At 62.3% G+C, this 19,191-nt stretch carries 14 protein-coding genes; 9 read left to right on the top strand and 5 right to left on the bottom strand.

The annotated features are described in order from the left end of the window. Nucleotides 1–110 precede the first annotated feature (110 nt). Together M1E17_RS15845 and M1E17_RS15840 are read right to left on the bottom strand one after the other, a co-directional pair. Nucleotides 111–575, bottom strand: a complete 465-nt coding sequence (locus M1E17_RS15845) for an Rv3235 family protein (protein WP_457962925.1) — start codon at nucleotides 573–575, stop codon at nucleotides 111–113. Between the two features lie 44 nt (nucleotides 576–619). Next, nucleotides 620–1,390 (bottom strand): LysM peptidoglycan-binding domain-containing protein, encoded by a 771-nt coding sequence (locus tag M1E17_RS15840; RefSeq protein ID WP_457962924.1) that lies wholly within the window; start codon nucleotides 1,388–1,390, stop codon nucleotides 620–622. Between the two features lie 149 nt (nucleotides 1,391–1,539). Between M1E17_RS15840 and M1E17_RS15835 the strand changes: the two genes are divergently transcribed. Then, on the top strand, nucleotides 1,540–2,109 hold the full coding sequence (locus tag M1E17_RS15835) for a hypothetical protein (protein ID WP_457962923.1): 570 nt from the start codon (nucleotides 1,540–1,542) through the stop codon (nucleotides 2,107–2,109). A gap of 26 nt (nucleotides 2,110–2,135) precedes the next feature. Here M1E17_RS15835 and M1E17_RS15830 read toward each other — a convergent pair whose 3' ends face one another. Continuing rightward, complete coding sequence (locus M1E17_RS15830; protein ID WP_015937610.1) at nucleotides 2,136–2,351, bottom strand: helix-turn-helix domain-containing protein; 216 nt, start codon at nucleotides 2,349–2,351, stop codon at nucleotides 2,136–2,138. Nucleotides 2,352–2,502: 151 nt separating this feature from the next. Between M1E17_RS15830 and M1E17_RS15825 the strand changes: the two genes are divergently transcribed. Genes M1E17_RS15825 through M1E17_RS15810 form a run of 4 tightly spaced genes read left to right on the top strand, consistent with a single transcriptional unit; the run spans nucleotide 2,503 to nucleotide 10,859 of the window. Beyond that, on the top strand, nucleotides 2,503–3,147 hold the full coding sequence (locus M1E17_RS15825) for a hypothetical protein (protein WP_457962922.1): 645 nt from the start codon (nucleotides 2,503–2,505) through the stop codon (nucleotides 3,145–3,147). Further along, nucleotides 3,144–4,451, top strand: a complete 1,308-nt coding sequence (locus tag M1E17_RS15820) for an AAA family ATPase (RefSeq protein WP_457962921.1) — start codon at nucleotides 3,144–3,146, stop codon at nucleotides 4,449–4,451. The genes M1E17_RS15825 and M1E17_RS15820 overlap by 4 nt, the downstream gene beginning before the upstream one ends. Before the next feature lie 57 nt (nucleotides 4,452–4,508). Continuing rightward, on the top strand, nucleotides 4,509–9,362 hold the full coding sequence (locus M1E17_RS15815) for an NAD-glutamate dehydrogenase (RefSeq protein ID WP_457962920.1): 4,854 nt from the start codon (nucleotides 4,509–4,511) through the stop codon (nucleotides 9,360–9,362). A 27-nt stretch (nucleotides 9,363–9,389) separates the two neighbouring features. Further along, entirely contained in the window at nucleotides 9,390–10,859 is a 1,470-nt protein-coding gene (locus M1E17_RS15810) for a sensor histidine kinase (protein ID WP_457962919.1), read from the top strand. 124 nt (nucleotides 10,860–10,983) lie between these two features. Here the strand turns inward: M1E17_RS15810 and M1E17_RS15805 are convergent, their stop codons facing one another. Then, nucleotides 10,984–11,232 (bottom strand): WhiB family transcriptional regulator, encoded by a 249-nt coding sequence (locus tag M1E17_RS15805; protein WP_003804966.1) that lies wholly within the window; start codon nucleotides 11,230–11,232, stop codon nucleotides 10,984–10,986. Nucleotides 11,233–11,462: 230 nt separating this feature from the next. Between M1E17_RS15805 and M1E17_RS15800 the strand changes: the two genes are divergently transcribed. After that, on the top strand, nucleotides 11,463–11,960 hold the full coding sequence (locus tag M1E17_RS15800) for a hypothetical protein (protein ID WP_457962918.1): 498 nt from the start codon (nucleotides 11,463–11,465) through the stop codon (nucleotides 11,958–11,960). A gap of 11 nt (nucleotides 11,961–11,971) precedes the next feature. Here the strand turns inward: M1E17_RS15800 and M1E17_RS15795 are convergent, their stop codons facing one another. Continuing rightward, a complete protein-coding gene (locus tag M1E17_RS15795) occupies nucleotides 11,972–16,084 on the bottom strand; it encodes an FtsK/SpoIIIE domain-containing protein (RefSeq protein WP_457962917.1) in 4,113 nt (1,370 codons plus the stop codon). Between the two features lie 239 nt (nucleotides 16,085–16,323). On the opposite strand from M1E17_RS15795, the gene M1E17_RS15790 reads away from it, so the two are divergent. The 3 genes from M1E17_RS15790 to M1E17_RS15780 are packed head-to-tail and all read left to right on the top strand — an operon-like array spanning nucleotide 16,324 to nucleotide 19,027. Beyond that, nucleotides 16,324–16,950, top strand: a complete 627-nt coding sequence (locus M1E17_RS15790) for an acyltransferase (RefSeq protein ID WP_457962916.1) — start codon at nucleotides 16,324–16,326, stop codon at nucleotides 16,948–16,950. Further along, nucleotides 16,950–18,041 (top strand): DegT/DnrJ/EryC1/StrS family aminotransferase, encoded by a 1,092-nt coding sequence (locus M1E17_RS15785; protein WP_457962915.1) that lies wholly within the window; start codon nucleotides 16,950–16,952, stop codon nucleotides 18,039–18,041. The genes M1E17_RS15790 and M1E17_RS15785 overlap by 1 nt, the downstream gene beginning before the upstream one ends. Next, entirely contained in the window at nucleotides 18,041–19,027 is a 987-nt protein-coding gene (locus tag M1E17_RS15780; protein ID WP_457962914.1) for a Gfo/Idh/MocA family oxidoreductase, read from the top strand. The genes M1E17_RS15785 and M1E17_RS15780 overlap by 1 nt, the downstream gene beginning before the upstream one ends. Nucleotides 19,028–19,191 lie beyond the last annotated feature (164 nt).

Here is a 19,191-nt window from a genome sequence, read left to right as displayed (position 1 = left end):
ATGCCTTGCAAAAACTCAACAGCAGTAGACGTTGAATGAGAGGCAGGGCCGGGACATCCAGTTCCCGCCCTGCCTCTCAGGTTTTGAGAGGGCGGTTCGGCGCTGTACGGTCAGCCAACGACGAGCTCCGTCACTCGCCAAACTTGCTTGCTCCGTTCCAGCCGGACGGCCACCGCCCGTGCCCGGACATCGTCAACCACCACGGCGCTGGCCTCATAGATACCGGTTGCGACCTCGCAGACACGGACGGACCGAACCAGCGAGTTCTGATGGAGCCGTGCCAGCGACGGGGACGGTGAGCGCGCCAGTTCCCGGCGGATGAGCGAGGCACGGTGCTGCAGGGCGGCAAGACAGCGCGGATCCAGCCTTCGCGCCAGCTGCTGGGCAGGTCTGATACCCGCCAGAACCTCCATCGCCGCCTGGACCGTGCTGCGCGCAATGGCTCTCACCTCGGCATTCTCGTCCACTGGGCCGAGCGGGCGCTGAGGAGCACCCGGCCGGCCAGGAAGCTGCCGGTAGGGTTCGGCCCGTGTCTCTGTGGCCAGCCTGGCGCGGATCGGTGTTACTGCAGTCATGACTTCCCCTTGATTATTTTGCGGGTGCCCCACGGACGCTTCAGCTAGGCAGCGGAAGGTGATTTTAGAATTTGGCCTGGCAACAGGACATCCGGGTTTTCGCCGATAACGGCCCTGTTTGCCAGGTACCAGCGTGGCCATTGCAGGGCCACTTCGACGTCCGTGGCCGCCGGCCCGAGTTCACGGGCAGCAATATCCCAGAGGGTGTCGCCGGAAAGTACCGCCACCTCGTTTGCAGCTCCGGCTGCCACTTGCACGGCGCGCACCGGAGGCGCTGCGAGAAGGCCAGGCTCGGTGACCGGGGCATGGGGCCGCCAGTCAGGTTGAAGATCCGGCGCCGGCGAAGGTCCGTCGGTTTCCTTGGTGGGACTCCACGCCACTGAGGCCGTTGGATCCGCCGCCACCGTTAGTTCCTGTGTGGGGACCCAGGCTGGTCCCGCCGGAGAATCCGCCGCATGGGCCAGCGGAACCGCGACGAGTTGGACGGAAAACACTGCCACAGTCAGGCGCCGCATAAAGGCTGGACAAAACCTGTCCGCGGCTGCCGCGGCGCCTCTTCGTCCAAGCCTCTCCAGGATGGCAGCTGTTGTTGCCATCAGTATCGACAGCAACCACCAGCAAACGATGCCCAATCCTGCTGCAGTTGCCAACACTCCCATCAGGTCGTCAACGTCCGGTGCCTGCCGGTGGGTCGCAGAAGAGCGCCACCGCTCCAAAATTCCGGCACCGGTCAGGGCGAGAAATACGCCGAGCAGCAGAATTGATGCCGCCATGACAGCGTCGGCATAAATTCCGGGGGGTTTCGCTGCGTTCACATCAAGCTCCTTTTGACGCTATTTGATAGTGTTTGATGCACTTAGCGCCGGTTGAGCTCAGTTTGCCTTAGATTGTCGAGATTTGTCTAGACGTTGGAAAGAACGAGCAAGGAATTGACGGTGGCTGGCACTGGCCGTACGCTGACGCGATGCGTTGGGATGCACTTTTCAGTGACATTGAGTCTCAGTTTGCCGAGAACTCCAGGCTGTCGCTCGAGGCGGAGATTACAGAGCGTTCACGGGTTGAGACGGCTTCCATTGAGCTCGTGGACCGTCTGCGTGGCTCGCTGGGAGCCCAGGTTGCGGTACACGCTAGGTCCGGAACTGTTTTCGAGGGGACGCTTGCGCATGCCGGCGCAGACGCCTTGGTGCTCCACGAGGCTCGCCACCAGGTGCTCATTCCGTACCGGGCCGTCGAACGGTACGTGGGACTCGGGAGACTGTCATGGGGCGAGCCCTCGCAGGTCAGGGGCAGGATCGGACTAGCGAGTGCGCTGCGTGGTATGTCGCGGGACCGGTCGGAACTGGTGGTGATCCTCACGCAAGGTGATGGTCAGAACAGATTGGCGGGGGTGATTGACAGGGTTGGCAAGGATTTCCTTGACCTTGCCATCATGAGTCCTGGTGAAGCCCGCCGCGTGTCGCACGTTAATCAGGTATCGACCATTCCCTTTGCGTCACTGAGTGCGATCCGGTCTCCGCGGCCCGGGGAGGTATAAGCCTGGTCCGCCAACACAGCACTGAGTCAGACCGATTTTGATTTTGCTTCCTGGATCATCCTGCTGGCCTCGGCGTACCGCTCCTCGATGTACTGCTCAAGCATCTTCTCCTCCACGCGCCACTGGCCGCGGCCGCCCACCTGGATGGCCTTCAGCTCTCCGCTCCTCACCAGCGCGTACGCCGCGGGTGAGTTGATCTGAAGCTGTTCTGCAACATCTGCGAGCGTGAGAAATCGAGGCATGACTCCATTTTGCCACTGTCGGGGCTGTTTGCTGCGGTTATCCACAGTTTGATGCTGTTGAGCCTTTTGACTTCTGGTTAGGGCACTAATGCCGTCAGAATAGGGTGTCCGGGCGCAACCAGCCATCCGGTGCGGAGTAGGGGGAACACGCATGAGTCCTGAAGATGCAGTCACCGGCCAACGGCTGAAGCGGCCATCGTGGAAGGACCCCAGGCTGCTGGTGGGCGTTCTTCTGGTCCTGTCATCAGTGGTGGGCGTCATCTCCCTTGTTGGCAGTGCCGATCGGACCACCGAGGTCTACGCAGCCAAGGACTCCATCTCAGTGGGCGAAAAGCTGACCCCGGATAACGTCGTCCGGGCCAAAGTCCGGCTGGGGGACAGTGAGCAGCACTACATCACCGTCGAGTCGGGGTTGCCCGAAGGGGTGGTCGCCGTCCAGAGGGTTGGAAGGGACCAGCTGATTCCCAGGGAAAGCCTCGGTGAGGTGGATGCTTTGGACCGAAAACCCGTAGCACTGACCATTGAGGAAACCCTTCCTGCGCAGGCGGTGGCCGGCACCAGGGTTGACGTTTGGGTTGCCTTGCCGGACGCACGCAACGGGTTCAGCGAGCCGCAGCTTCTCCTCCCCGGTGCTGAGATAGCACAAGTCACCGCCGGATCCACAGCTCTCGGTTCGTCCAGGAATACAGTCCTGATGGTCCTGGTGGCCGACGGTCAAATGCCCGCGTTATTGGGAGCACAGGCAAACGAAGCCAAGATCGCCGTTGTCTGGAATCCAGGCGGAGGAGCTTCATGAGCATCCCGGTAGTGACAGTCGGGCAGACATCGGAGGATCTGGTCGGCGGCTTGGAGAGGCTGCACGGTCCGGTGACTGTTGTCCGCCGGTGTTCTGAGCTGACTGAACTGCTGGCCGCCTGCCAGAGCGGCCTCGCGCGGGCGGCGGTGGTGGCTGATGGCTGTGAGGAGCTGACAGCTTCACTGGTGGACCGGCTCGGTGCGGTCGGCGTGGCGGTCATTGCCCTGACGGACAGCCCTGACGAAGCAGCCAGGCTCCGGGGGATAGGAGTGGCATCGGCCCTGTCCGGCGTCGAGTCCGCAGCCCTCGCAGGCAGAATCGCCGACGCCGTGTCCCTCCTGTCAGGGTCAGGACAGGAGGCTGTCCCGCGAAGCGGAATGGCCGATCCCGCTGCTGCACTGAGGCCAACTCCAGCATCGCCGGCTGACGTACCGCCAGCTGCCGGCGCCGGCAAGATCATCGCCGTCTGGGGGCCGTCCGGATCCCCCGGCCGGACCTTCGTCGCGGCCAACATGGCGGGGGAGTTGGCAGCGGAAGGGAAATCCGTGCTGCTGATTGATGCGGACAGCTACGGGGCCAGTATCGCGGCCGTTCTTGGCCTGTTGGATGAGTCGGCGGGCTTGGCGCAGGCGTGCAGGCTGGCCGATCAGGGGCTGCTGGATACGGAGGCGCTGCTCCGGGTTGCCACTCCTGTGGCAACAAAGCTGGGCACATTCCGGGTCCTCACAGGAATAACACGTGCCGACCGCTGGACTGAACTGCGTCCGGCAGCCCTGTCCCTGGTCATGGAGCGGGCCAGGGATGTTGCCGACATTGTGGTCGTAGACACTGGATTCTGCCTTGAGTCGGACGAAGAACTCAGCTTCGACACCATGGCCCCGAGGAGGAACGCGGCTACCCTGCGCAGTTTGGAAGTCGCGGACTCCGTCTTTGCCATCGGCGCGGCGGATCCCGTGGGTGTGCCGCGGCTGGTTCGCGGGCTGGTCGACCTTCAGGCAGCCGTTCCCCATGTGTCCCCTGTGGTGGTGATGAACAAGGTCCGCGCCACCGCCGTGGGCAGGGCTCCGGAGCGGCAATTGCGTGATGCCTGGGAACGCTATGGTCCGGAATCGTCGCTGACGGCGTTCCTTCCCGCAGATCCCGCTTCCGCCGATGCCGCACTGCTGGGTGGGTCGTTGCTCCTTGAAACCGCACCTGAATCAAAGCTGCGCAGGGCGATCGCTGATTTGGTTTGTGCACCTGCCCAGCAGAATTCTAAATCCTCTGTGTTTTCTTCCACAGCAAGGCGTCGCGTAAAGGGTTAGGCTCACCATAAGAGCTGCAAAGGTGCAGCAATAATCTTGTGATGGAGGCGTTTGTCGATGTCGTCTGGATCCAGCGTGGAGGATCAGCCCCTTTCCATTGGAGACCGTGAGGGTTTCCTCGGGGACTACTACCAGCACCTAGCCGAAGAGGACGCCCGGAGCTATTCGGCGGAAGTATTGGCCAACCGCGCCGAAACCCACCGCGAGGTCGCCGCAGTTCGATCGCCGGGGCAGGCCAAGATATCGGTCATCAACGAGGAAGACAGCAGTGTTGTCTACGTTGTGACGGACGACATGCCTTTTCTGGTCGACTCTGTTAATGCTGAACTGGTGCGCCAGAATGCAGCCATTCGCCTGGTGGTCCATCCGCTGTTCATCGTGACCCGAAACCGGGACACGGCGGAGCTTGTCAAGGTGGACAGGGTTCCTTCCAGCGTTGGCATTTCCAGTGGTGACACCGCCACGATGCCGAGCCTGTCGCACCTGATCGCCCAAGGTGAAAACGCCTCGCACATGGAGTCGTGGATTGCCGTCGAAATCGACCGCGTCTCCGACGACGTCCGGGCATCCTTGATCGCGGGTCTGGAACGCGTGCTGGGGGACGTACGGGCCGCCGTTGAAGACTGGCCGAAGATGCGAAACAAGGCCCTGCAGATTGCTGAAAGCCTGGACAAGGTCGCCAATCAGGCACAGATCGCGGAGCTGCGGCAGGCAAAGGATCTCCTCCGCTGGCTCGACGACGGAAACTTCACCTTTCTGGGGTACCGCGAGTACGACCTGGTCAACGTCGATGGCGAAGACGTCCTGGAACTGCGCGAGGGCAGTGGGCTTGGCCTGCTTCGGGCCGGCGAGGACTCCCATCATGTGCAGCACCTGACAGAAGCCGGCCGGAAGAAGGCAAGGGAAAAGCGGGCCCTGGTCATTACCAAGGCGAACTCGCGGTCCACTGTCCACCGCCCTGCCTACCTTGACTACATCGGTGTGAAAAGCTTCGACGCTGCCGGCAATGTCAACGGTGAGCGGCGCTTTATCGGGCTCTTCGCCACCAGTGCCTACGCCGGCTCCGTCAGGAACATACCCATCGTCCGCGAGAAGGTGGACGCTGTGCTGCGGAGCGCAGGGTTCCCGCCCGATTCGCACTCGGGCAAGGACCTCCTGGGAATCCTGGAAACGTACCCCAGGGACGAACTGTTCCAGATCGAAACAGAGGACCTGGCCGCGATTGCCACCGGCATCCAAAAGCTGCAGGAGCGCCGGCGGACCCGGCTGTTCCTCAGGCCGGACATCTACGGCAGGTTTATGTCCGCCGTCGTCTATCTTCCCCGGGACCGTTACACCACCAACGTCCGGCTCCGTATCGAGGAGGAGCTGAGGGAGACCTTCCAGGCGGAGTCCATTGATTACGAGGCGCGGATGACGGAATCCGCGCTTGCCCGCCTGTTCTTCCGGATCCGGCTGGCTAAAGGCGCGGTTGTCAACCACGTCAACGCCGAAGAACTGGAACGGCGGCTGGTCCGTGCGACGCGCTCGTGGAGCGAAGGAATCGCCGAAATTCTGCGCGAAAGGGGCCCCGAGGAAAACACCTCCGAGCTGGCGGCCATCTGGGCCGAGGCGTTTCCTGCCGGGTACCGTGTCGACTACGAAGTTGAGGATGCGCTGGAGGACATTCTGCGCTTCGAGAAATACGGTGCGGAAGCGGAGCGGAAAGCCGGAGCCAAGCAGGAGCGGCCAGGGGTCCATGTCTACCTTCCCGAGGGCGCAGGTGCCACGCTGGAGGAAGACGCACGCGTCAAGCTCTACATGCTGGAACCGAAGAGCCTCAGCCAGATATTGCCGTACTTCCACAATCTCGGGCTTGAAGTGCTTGATGAGCGGCCCTTCGAAATCGAGACCGCGGACGGACGCGATTTCTTCCTCTATGACCTTGGTCTGAAATACCCTTCAGCGGTCAACCCGGTGTCCACCGGTGAGCTGCTCGCCGACTCGTTCGGCGCTGCAGTGTCCGGTGCCATTGAATCAGACAGCTTTGACCGGCTTGTTCTCCGGGAAGGAATGCAATGGCGCCAAATCACGGTCCTGAGGGCATATGCCAGGTACATGCGGCAAATGGGAAACACCAACTCCTTTGAGTTCATGGCTGACACCCTGCTGGCCAATCCAAAGGTTACAAAGGGCCTCAGCGCGCTTTTCGAGGCCCGCTTCGATCCCTCACTGAATGACGGGGAACGGACGGCCGCCCAGCAAGCAGTGCGGGCCGAACTCGCGGACTCGATCGAGCAGGTTGCAACGCTCGACGCCGACAGGGTCCTGCGCACATTTGTGAACCTGATCGAATCCACCCTGCGCACGAATTACTTCCAGTACAAGCCGCACCTGAGTTTCAAACTGGATCCCACTGCACTCGAAGGGCTTCCGTTCCCACGGCCAATGTATGAGATCTGGGTGTATTCGCCCCGGGTGGAAGGCGTCCACCTCCGCTTCGGCAAGGTGGCACGCGGCGGGCTGCGGTGGTCCGACCGCCGGGAGGACTTCCGGACAGAGATCCTGGGCCTCGTGAAGGCGCAGACCGTGAAAAACGCGGTCATCGTTCCCACGGGGGCCAAGGGAGGCTTCTTTGCGAAACAGCTGCCGAACCCGGCCGCCGACCGGGCTGCCTGGATGGCCGAAGGCGTTGAAAGTTACAAGACCTTCATTCGTGGGCTCCTGGACCTGACCGACAACCTCGTTACCCGGCCTGACGGCGAAACCCTCGTCCCGCCGTCGGACGTTGTCCGCCACGACGACGACGATTCCTACCTTGTGGTGGCGGCAGACAAGGGGACGGCGACGTTCTCTGACATTGCCAACGGGCTGGCGGCCGAATACGGCTTCTGGCTGGGTGATGCCTTCGCCTCCGGCGGGTCCGTCGGCTACGACCACAAAGCCATGGGCATCACGGCCCGCGGTGCCTGGGAGTCCGTCAAACGCCACTTCAGCGAACTTGACCTGGACACCCAAACCCAGCCATTCACTGTGGTGGGCGTGGGAGACATGTCAGGCGACGTCTTCGGCAATGGCATGCTGCTGTCCCGGCACATCAGGTTGCAGGCCGCTTTCGACCACCGGCATATTTTCCTTGACCCGACCCCCGACGAGGAATCCTCGTTCGCAGAGCGGCAGCGGCTCTTTGAACTGCCGCGGTCCTCATGGGATGACTACGACAAGTCCCTTATCAGCGAAGGCGGCGGCGTTTTTGCCCGTCAGGCCAAGGCCATTCCGGTGTCGCCGGAGGTCCGGGCAGCGCTGGGACTGCCGGATGCAACCACGGAACTGAGTCCTCCCGAACTCCTTCGCGCAATCCTCCTCGCCCCGGCAGATCTGCTGTACAACGGCGGGATCGGGACTTATGTCAAGGCGAGCACCGAGACCAACGCGTCTGTGGGTGACAAAGCCAATGACGCGATCCGCGTCGACGGCAAGGACCTGCGGGTCAAGGTGGTGGGTGAAGGCGGAAACCTGGGCATGACCCAGCGCGGCCGGATTGAAGCTGCGTTGCAAGGTGTCATCCTCAATACCGATGCCATAGACAACTCCGCCGGCGTGGACTGCTCCGACCATGAGGTGAACATCAAGATCTTTGTGGACCGGATGGTGGCTGCAGGCAAACTCTCACCGGAGGAACGCGCAGGCTTCCTGGCCTCCATGACAGAGGAAGTGGGCAGGCTGGTCCTGGAGGACAACGTGGACCAGAACATCCTGCTCCTCAACGACCGGATGAAGGTCGCTGAATGGAGCCCCAGCTATGAGCGCCTGATGGACTGGCTGGAAAAGTCGGCGGACCTCAAGCGCGAGCTCGAAGCCCTGCCCACTACTGACACCCTGCATGAACGACTGGCGCAGGGCCAGGGCCTGACTTCTCCAGAGCTCTCGGTACTGTCCGCATACGCGAAGATCGAGCTGACGTCGGCACTGCTCGAGAGTAACCTGGCCGATGATCCCTGGTTCCGCAGGACACTTCGCGAGTACTTCCCGCAGCAGCTGAGGGAGCGCTTCGACGCGGAGCTGGATACCCATCCGCTGCGACGCGAGATAATCGCCACGGTAGTCGCCAACGACATGATCAACATGGGCGGGATCACCTTCGCCTTCCGCACCATGGAGGAGACATCAGCCACGGAAGTGGCGGTGGCCAAGGCGTTCGTGGCACTTCGGGAAATCTATGAGCTTGACGCCATGGTGGGTGAACTGAACAGCCTCCCGGCATCATTCCCCACAGAAAACTGGAGCACCATCCACCTGGACATCCGGCGCTTGCTGGACCGCGCCGTCCGCTGGCTTCTTAGCCAAGGCGGGGCTTCACGGCCCATTGCCGACATCGTGGCCGAATTCAAGCCGCTCATGGATCCTATGCGTGCGCGCCTCCTGGAATACCTGCGCGGGGAGGATCGTGAGAGGGTTGCCGGCTGGCTCGAGACAGGCCGCGAGTGGGGGCTTCCGGAAAATCTCGCCCTGCGTTGGGCGGAGCTTTTCGAGAGTTTCGTGCTGCTCGACATCGCCAAGATCGCACATGTCCGCAAGGACCCGGTCGAGGAGATCGCGGCCGTCTACTACACAGTGTTCAACCGCTTCCACGCTGACTCCCTGCTCGAACGGATCAGCAGCCTGCCACGGAATGACCGGTGGCAGGCCCTGGCCCGGGCCGCGCTCCGGGATGATCTGTACTCCACCATTTCGGACATGACGACGGCGGTGCTCGAGTCAACCGTGGCGGTGACCTCTGCTGAGGACAGGCTGAAGGCCTGGGAAGCGCATAACGCTGAGCAGTTGGGCCGTGCCAAGAGCATGTTTGACGAGGTGAACTCGCTCGAAGCCGACGATATGGCTTCACTGTCGGTAGCATTGAGGCTCTTGAGGTCAATCGTCCGGCGCTAGTACTCACGCGTCGTAACTGGAGGTGCAGTGGCAATCTTTACGGACCCTATCAGGGAGCATGCTGATTTTGGGCCGGGCGATGCCGAATGGCTGCACCTCCTGGTGGGCGACTGGCAGATGGTTGCTGACCTTGCCTTTGCCGACTTGGCGCTGTGGTTTCCGCACCCTGAATACGGCTATGTTGCCCTTGCCCACGTCCGGCCCTCAACCACGCATACCGTTTTCCACGGGGACTTTGTGGGTGAGGGCATCCGCTCCGATCTGCAGCCACTGGTTGACAAAGCCTGGGAAAGCCGCGCCATAGAACGGTCCAGTGAAACCAACTGGAACAGCGACATGGCTCTGCGGGTGGAAGCAGTACCCATGGTCCGGAACGGCCGCACCCTTGCTGTTGTCACCACCCACATGGACCTGTCCAGCTCCCGGATGCCGTCCCGCCTTGAGCTCACCTACCGGCAGTGCGCCTATGACCTGCTCCGGATGGGGACGCTGGGTTTGTGGCCCGACTTTGCATCCCCGACAGGCTCCCGGCGCGGTGCTCCGCGTGTGGGGGATGGCCTCATCAGGCTGGACGCAGAGGGCATCGTGCAATATGCGAGCCCCAACGGCGTATCGGCGTTTCGACGGCTGGGTGACGGCGAATCGCTCGAAGGCCGCTCCCTGGCCGAAGTCACTGCCAGCCTGCTCAAGGACCGCCGGATGGTGGACGAGACCCTGCCCTTGGTGGTGACGGGCCGGATGCCATGGCGGAGTGAAATTGAATCCCGCGGCGTGAGCCTTTCGCTCCGGGCCATCCCGCTCCGGGACGAACAGCAGCGTTTTGGCGCGTTGGTGCTCTGCCGAGACGTTTCTGAGCTGCGGCGCCGGGAGATGGAACTGGTGACTAAGGACGCCACCATCCGCGAAATCCATCACAGGGTGAAGAACAACCTGCAGACCGTGGCTGCGCTGCTGCGTATGCAGTCCCGCCGCATGGTCAGCGACGAGGCCAAACAGGGCCTCGAGCAGGCGATGCGCCGTGTTGCCACCATCGCTCTTGTCCATGAGACCCTGTCCCAGGGGTTGGCGCAGAGTGTTGATTTTGATGAGCTGATCGGCCGGCAGTTCAGGCTTTCAGCAGAGGTTGCCTCTCCATCCCAACAGGTGAGGACCGAACGGGCAGGCCTTTTTGGAGAACTGCCGAGCGACTTCGCCACCCCCCTGGCTCTCGTGATCAACGAACTGGTGACCAACGCCGTCGAGCATGGCCTTGAAGGACGCGCGGGAACGGTCTGGCTCCTGGCTGATCGTTCCGAAGAGGAGGACGGCGAGGAACTTCTGACCGTTACTGTGGCCGATGACGGTGTGGGGCTGCCTGATACACCCCATGTGGAAGGCCTTGGTCTGCAGATCGTCCGGACCCTTGTGACCAGTGAACTGGGAGGCTCGATCCAATGGCAGCCGCGGGAAGGCGGCGGGACCGCTGTCCAGATCCGGCTAATCCTGGCCTCAAAGTGAGGGCTCGTGCAGTAGCGTTCACGGACAAGGTTCACGGATAAGCAGGTGGGCCGAAATCGCCGATGGCCGCGACCAGAAGGTCGCGGCCATCGGCGTACTGCCAGGGCTTAGCCAGCCCCTCTTGTTAGGAGGCGCGGCGGGCCCGTGCTGCCCGGCGCTTCAGGGCACGGCGCTCGTCCTCGCTCATGCCACCCCACACGCCTGCATCCTGTCCCGATTCGAGAGCCCACTGCAGGCAGGTGTCAACAACCGGGCACCGGCGGCAGACGCTCTTGGCTTCCTCGATTTGGAGGAGGGCAGGGCCCGTATTTCCGACGGGGAAAAACAGTTCCGGGTCCTTGTCAAGGCACGCTGCGCGGTTACGCCAATCCATGCTGATCAGTTGCTCCATTTCTGGGAAGAGCCTTTGTGAAATTATTCACTAAGGGCTACATAGGAAAGGGGCCCTGCGGGGCCCCCTCGGTCATCTGAATTAAGCCTGTCATGTTAACGCTGTGTAAACAAGGGGTACGAAGGCTGGAAATCCCCGGAACGCTGAGCGATACATCACATCGGTGCTGGTGGGCCTCACCAGTGTCCGACTATGTCCGGTAGGGTGCCAGTGTGTCAAGACCCCCGGTGAACCCTGAAAATCCGTCGTCCGACCCGTCCCCGTACGGTTCTGGTTCCCACGGCGGGGAAGAACCAAAAGCTCCGTCGGCACCGGTTCGGCCGCGCCCCATACTGGTCATAGCGCTCATCGTTGCAGCAGAAGCCACCGCCCTGCTTGTTGCTGCCGGCTGGTACGGGTTCGAGCTTGCAACGGCTGCACCTGTCCGGTCCTTCTGGGGCGCCGTGTTCACGCTTGCGCTGCTGCTTGCATTCTCCGCATGGCTGTATTCCGTTGCCGCCTTTCTGATCCGCGGTTACCGCTGGACCAGGGCAGCGGCCCTGGTTGCGCAGCTGTTTGTTCTGACCATAGGCGTTCCGACGCTGAGCGGCGGAGTTGTGTGGGCAGGGATTGCCATGGTGGTGCCGGCGTTGGTGGCCATCGTGCTTCTTTTCGACCGGCGCGTCATCACCTATGCTTCCCGGACAGGCGGAGCACCTCCGGCTTTATGAGCTGTCGACTCCTAAGTGTCAGTAGTGGGTGGAGGAACCTGGCCGTGCTGATGCTGCGTCTGAGCCTTCCGGGGGACCCAGCCCAGCTGGACAGGCATTGACCGGCCGTCTGAGATGAGGACTGCCCTTCCCGGCGGGGGATGTGGTTCCACGTCGAACCGCGTGCCGAAGAAATCCCCGTCGAGCAGACTGCGGGGAGCGATCAGCAACCCGCTTCCAAGGCCACGGGCGGCCAGCATTATAGGAACCCTCTGAAGAAGCATTGAACTGAAGCGTGCAGTCACGACCACTGTATGGCCCATCGCATTGAGGTCCGCCAACTCCTGGTGCGTGACCGCGGGCAGTAGATCTGCATCATCAACCAGCGCTGTCGATCTCCGGTCCACCTCGCCCGCCGAAGCCTTGCGTAGGATATCCGACCAGTAGTCGATGGGGTTTGTCCCCTCGCCAGGTTCGAGCCAGTGGCCGGCATCGCCGTTAAGGGCGGGAAGCAGCTGCACGAAGTTCGTTTTTCCGGAAGCGGGGCCACCAAGCACCGCAAATACACTGCCGGCAGGGACCGTCACGGACACCGGCGCCAATTCGTCACCGCCCACTCCAATCAGAAGGCGCCGGTAGCGCTCAGACACGGGCCTCGGCTGGTGCCTCGCAAAGGCCCGATCGGCGGGTGCCTCCCTCACCGGTTGTCTCGGAATCTCGTGGGCGGGGAGCATCACCGGCAACGCTTCCACCCGGAAGGGGGTCGCCTGCAGTGCATGTTGCCCGGGCTTTCGTTCCTCAGAGGCCGGCTCCGACCCGCTGTGGGAAGGGGTGTAGAACTGGCAGACTGCGGGCTCCCCGCCCGAAAGAGCGCCGAAAGCCACTGCCCTTCCCCGGAGCATTTCGGTAGCTGGGAGTCTTGGCCAGGCAAGACGGCTGTCCTCGCTGGAACCTGCCGGAAAATACACCCGGCTGGGAACTGATGCGAAGAATCTGGCAGTCACCAGTTCTCGTTCGCCTGAGAGGATCACTGTTAAGCCGGCACTTCCGCCATCCCGGACAAGATCGTGTACCAGGTCTTCGGCCCAGGCCAAGGGGCCGGCCCGGAGTGCCGAGGCCCACGAGCCCCAGCCGGCGATCACCAGGATCAAGGGCGTCTCGTCGTCTTTGGAGGCTCGGCTGAGTCGCTGGGACTGCTCGCTGGCCAGTCGTTCCAGGATGCGCACGGCGCGCCGCAGTTCGCCCAAACCAGCCAGGGCACCAGTTCGGTGATGGGAGGCGACGGCGCTGAGGGTAGTGCCGGCGTCCAGTACATAAAGGTGAGACTCTGCGGCGTCGGAAACAAGCTGCTGCACTGCAAAAACCAGGGCCTCTGCCGCACCTGACTCGGGTCCGCCGATAAGGGCCAGATGCCCGTGGCGGGCCGGCTGCCAGATGACCGGGGCAATCCTTTGTTCGTTAGGCAGATCCATCAATCCCAGATTGATCGACCACCCGCGCCCGGTGTGTTCCTGGAGCCATGCCGGGAGCGTGGCCTCGGCAAGGACCTGGACCGGGGTGCCGTCTTCGGCCAGAACGCGGGGAAGTGCAGCGGCGACAGGACGCCGGACGGGTTGCCCACCCAGGGCATTCCAGACATCCGTTGTGGCCTTCACATGCGGGGCCGCTGCCTGCACGGGTGTTACGGGAATTGGGTCCGACGCTGGAAGGTCGGGGTTTATGGTGGCCTGAAGCGCCTCGCTGGCCAGCCGGATGGTGATGTCTGGCTCTTCGGCCACTAAAGCCCCGCTCCCTATCGAGGCCGCCTGGAATTCCTGAGGCGCTTCCGTGCCCCGGGCAAGGAAGGCCCTCCCCGGCGTATCCACGCTGATTGCTGCCGCGGCCTTGGAGTTGATGATGTCCACCGACTCCATCTCCGACTGGACCCGCAGCGCAATGCTGGTTGTCACGTTGGCCCGGATGTCGGCCGTGAGTGCACCCTGGGGACGTTGCGTGGCCATGATCAGGTGGATTCCGAGAGAGCGTCCTATCGCGGCGATCCGCATCAGTTCCTGCAGAGCATTCGGGGCATCGTCCACGAGCATGCGGAATTCATCGATGACCACGATGAGATGGGGAAGTGGCGAATCCTTGCCCGCCTGGCTTGCCGTGTATGACATGAGATCGGGTGCCTGGACCGAAGCGAGCATCTCTTCCCTGACCCGGACCTCGGCGCGAAGTGAGGCCAACCAACGCTCAAGTTCGTGAGTACTCAGGTCGGTAAGAATTCCTACACAGTGGGGAAGCCCTGTCAGGGGTCCAAGCCCCGAACCTCCCTTGAAATCGACGAACAGGAAATTGATTCGGTCCGGGGGGTAGGTGAGTGATAGGCCCAAGGTCAGGGTGCGCAGGAGTTCGGATTTGCCTGACCCGGTGGTGCCTGCAACCAGAAGATGCGGCCCATCGGTCTGGAGATCCAGCAGGCGGCTTCCCTCGGCGCTACGGCCCAGGGGCACAACAAGGCCGGGCCTCAAGTGGCCATTGGTCCAGCGCGAAGATACTTCAAGCGATGAGGAGGGAATCAGTTCAGCCAACGAGCATCTCGACGGGACTGTCCTTTCAGCCCTGCCGGAACTGGCAACGGTCCCCGCCAATTCCCTGCAGAAACGGTCAAAGACGGGCACAGGCGCCAGATCCGGCAGAAACGGAATGTTCCCGGCTGGCATTCGACGCGGCGTGCCCTGCTCATGGAGATCCATATCCGCAAGCACGGGAGAGCTATCCCCGAACGAGAAATGAATTACCTGCCAGTTGAATTGCTTTGCTTTCGCGATAATCGCGGCCAGGGTCTCCGCGGTGTCCGCGGCACCTGAAAGGATCAGGACACCATGGCTGAAGGCAGGCCCCCAGCCACATTCGAGGAGTGTTGTCACCGAGGACGTATTGCTGCAAAGTGTGACGGCGGGCAGATAGCGTGCGCTGAGCGGCAGGCATTGGGCAGCGCCGTGTACCAGGATGCGGGAAGCGCGGGCCCGGGAGTAGCCGGCCAGCTGCATCACGGCTGACCGTACCAGGCCGTCTACTGCCTGGCGCGAACCCCGGACTGTCGCCACCAACCGGGCAGGATCGAGAGTTAAGGGCATCAGGCCTGCAGTGGGAATGGCCTTGTCGGGATCCGCAGGCTCAAAGCGTAGATTGGCCGGCTGGACAGCAAGGCCCAGCCGCAGCCAGATAGGGTCAGCAGGGGCTCCAGGTGCTGCCGTCCCCTGCTCCGAATGCTGGGTGGCGATAACCAGGACGGAAAGCGGCGGGGCGGACCGCCGTCGTCGATCCTTGTCTTCCCGGATCGCTGCCATGACTGCAGCGGCCAGCGCACGCCGCTGACGCCGACCGGAAAACACAGGCACGATGATGGATACTGCCGAGACTGCAGTGAAAGCCAGGAAGATCCACATTCCCGTGACAACGGCAAGCCCTACGCCGATGGCGAGGGGGAGCACAGCGGTGAGCAGAAGCGCTGTACGATTGGTGGCTTCAACGCGCTGGCTGACAACGAGAGGCTCCTCCACCGAGGCTCCTGCCTCGCCCAGGCCGGGCCCAGGCTGGGCCAGAACGACCAGGGACATGGTCGAATTTCCGCAATGAATAACCGATTCGGTGGTGATGGCGGCGTTCCTGATGCGCTCCCCATCCACCTCAGTACCGTTGACACTGTCGAGATCCACGATCGTTATGACGGTATCTGTGACCACCAGGCGGGCGTGTTCCCTGGAAAGCTCTGTGTCGGGTATGAGTATGTCTGCGTTCCCACGGCCAATGGTGTAGGTGCCCCGCTGCAGCGGCACCACCGTCCCTGCTCCGGCGCCACTATGAACAGCAAGTGCCAGGGAAGGGGGCGGCTGGGAGCTGGGCCGGCGTGGCCTCAGTGAAGGCGCGTTAGCGGGTTTATCAACGAGGACAGCGCCGGGGACCAGAGGCGGTTTTCCAAGCGTCATCAGGCCTATGCCCACGCCCTCAACGACGAGCTGGCCCGTGCCAAACCTGTCCGCGATCCGGGCCTCAAGTTCGGCTCCGGTTGTGCCGGCGGGTGCCTCAATAGTCAGTTCATAAGGCGGACCATGCAGTACGGACCCCGGGCTGCCCGCCAGAGTGCAGTGAAACCTCATGCGTTGACCTCCTGCCTTTCTGCTCAAAACCACGCTAACGGGGCTGTGCTGACGCTGTCCCGGCTCGGTAATGCCTATGTGGACAACGAAAAGAGAACCTCTGCTCGAGAGCCATTCGGCCGAAGGGGTGGGCCAGGCAGATCGACTGGCCGTGCAAGGGCTGCTGGCGTAACAGATCCCCTGGCAACTTCAGAGGACGCCACCTTGGCCGGCCTGTGTCGAACGGTCGTCTAGTATGAATGACGTTGCCATGTGTCTATAAGGAAGGACGTTCACGGGTGATAGAGGTTGCGGACAACGCCGACGTGTCAGCTGAGGCGGTCATTGGTGAAGGTTCCAAAATTTGGCATCTGGCCCAGATACGCGATGGGGCACATCTGGGCGTAAATTGCGTCGTTGGCCGAGGCGCCTACATCGGGACCGGTGTCACGATGGGGGACAATTGCAAAGTCCAAAACTATGCGCTCGTGTATGAACCGGCAGAACTGGAAGACGGCGTCTTCATCGGGCCTGCTGTTGTCCTGACAAACGACACGTATCCCCGGGCCATCACCCCGGATGGCGTGCTTAAGAGCGCCCACGACTGGGTGCCGGTAGGTGTCAGCATCAAACGGGGAGCGTCCATCGGTGCCAGGGCTGTTTGCGTGGCTCCCGTGACGATTGGCCGGTGGGCAACAATTGCCGCCGGTGCTGTCGTTACCAAGGACGTGCCTGACTTTGCCCTCATGGCCGGAGTTCCAGCCAAACGACTCGGCTGGGTTGGAAAGGCAGGGTTTCCACTGAAGCAACGAGGCGATCAGTGGGAATGCCCGGAAACCGGCACCATGTATGTCGAAAACGACGAAATTCTTCGAGAGGTTGATTAATGAGCCACGAGTTTATCCCGCCCGCCAAGCCGATCATCGGCGATGACGAGCGCGCGGCCGTTGATGCAGTACTGGCATCGGGGCAGTTGGCGCAAGGGGCGGAGGTCGCGTCGTTCGAGCAGGAGTTCTCCGACGTCCTGCTCGACGGGCGCGCCGCGGTGGCCGTCAACTCCGGAACTTCAGGCCTCCATCTCGGGCTTCTTGCTGCCGGGATCGGGCCGGGGGACGAAGTGATTGTCCCTTCCTTCACGTTTGCCGCCACCGCCAACTCAGTGGCTTTGACCGGGGCAACTCCTGTGTTCGCGGACATTGAGCCGACGTACTTCACCCTTGACCCGTCCTCCGTCGAATCCAGGATTACGGATAAGACGGCTGCCATCATGCCCGTGCACCTGTATGGCCACCCCTTTGACGTCGACGCTATCGGCTCCCTTGCGTCCAAGCATGGACTCAAGGTATTTGAGGATGCAGCCCAGGCGCACGGGGCAGCGGTCAACGGCCGGAAGGTGGGAACCTTCGGCGACTTCGCCATGTTCAGCCTGTATCCGACGAAGAACATGACCTCCGGTGAGGGTGGAATGGTCAGCACCGGCCTGGCGGATGTCGAACGCCGCCTACGCCTCCTCCGGAACCAGGGGATGGAACGCCAGTACGAAAACGAACTGGTCGGCTTTAATGCACGGATGACCAACATTCATGCTGCCATCGGCCGTGTGCAGCTCACAAAGGTGCTGGGCTGGACCAGGACCCGGCAGGAGAATGCCGCTTTCCTGGACGAAAATATTGAGGGTGTCACTACCCCAACAGTTGCTGCGGGGTGCGAGCACGTGTACCACCAGTACACGATCAGGGTCGATGATGACAGGGACGGCTTCGCGAAGGCTCTGCGTGAGGAGTACAACGTGGGTTGCGGGGTTTACTACCCGATACCAAATAACCAGCTGGCTCCGTTCCGGACCCAGGACGACCTGCCGGCCACCGATGAGGCCGCCAGAACGGTTCTTTCCCTCCCAGTTCACCCGTCCCTGAGCCAGAACGACCTGGAGCGGATTGTCGCTGCGGTGAACGCACTCGCGAAGGCTGGCAGCTAGTGGCAAACTTACGTGCCGGACTTATCGGCCTCGGAATGATGGGCAGGCACCATGCCCGCGTGCTGCGGGAGCTCGACGGCGTGGAGCTGGTCGCCATGGCTGATTCCTTCGGTGACTCGCATGGTGTTGCCAATGGCTTGACGGTCCACGACAAAGTCGAGGACATGATTGCCCAGGGCATCGACTGTGCCGTAGTGGCAGTACCCACTGTCCTGCACGAGGAAGTGGCCATGCAATTGGCCGAGGCGGGCATCCACTGCCTCGTCGAAAAACCGATTGCCAATGATTCCGAGTCGGGCCGTCGGATCGCAGCTGCCTTCGAAAGGAAGGGGCTGATCGGAGCCGTGGGCCACATCGAACGCTTCAACCCGTCCCTGCAGAGCCTGCGGGCGCGGCTTGAAGCCGGGGATCTTGGCGACGTGTACCAGATCTCCACGCGCCGGCAGGGTCCTTTTCCTGCTCGGATCGCAGATGTGGGAGTGGTCAAGGACCTTGCGACGCATGACATCGACCTGACAGCGTGGCTTGCCCAGAGCAACTACGTCGACGTGGTGGCCCACACCACATCGCGCAGCGGGCGGGAGCACGAGGACATGGTCACAGCCATCGGTCACCTGGGTGATGGCATCGTCACCAACCACATCGTGAACTGGCTTTCACCGATGAAGGAGCGCACCGCCGTCGTCCTGGGCGAGCGGGGTGCCTTCATAGCAGACACCATCTCCGCCGACCTGACGTTCGTGGAGAACGGAACGCTCCAGACGGAATGGGAATCGATGGCGGCATTCCGTGGTGTATCGGAGGGATCCAGCACGCGGTTCGCCCTTGCGAAGCGGGAACCGCTGAAAATGGAGCACGAAGCGTTCCGGGATGCCATCCTCGGAAAATCCATGAACGTGGTCACGATGGCCGAAGGACTGGAAACTCTCCGCGTCGCAGAAGCCGTGCTGGAATCCGCGAGGACCGGCGGCGTCGTCGCCCTCTGACTCCCAAGGGACAGGCCGCAGCGCCTGCTGGGCAGCATGTGGGCTTGGGCCCTCTGCTCCCGGCAACCGGCCCTCCACACCGGAGCCAAGGACAGTCCCCAGCCAATGAGCGAAGTACATCGGGGTAACCTTGACACTAGACCCGGGCATGGCTGTGCCTGAAA

It is taken from the genome of Arthrobacter sp. D1-29 (genome assembly GCF_054130585.1).
The sequence above is the reverse complement of the archived record's forward strand: the minus strand, read 5'-3'. Positions and strand labels throughout refer to the sequence as shown.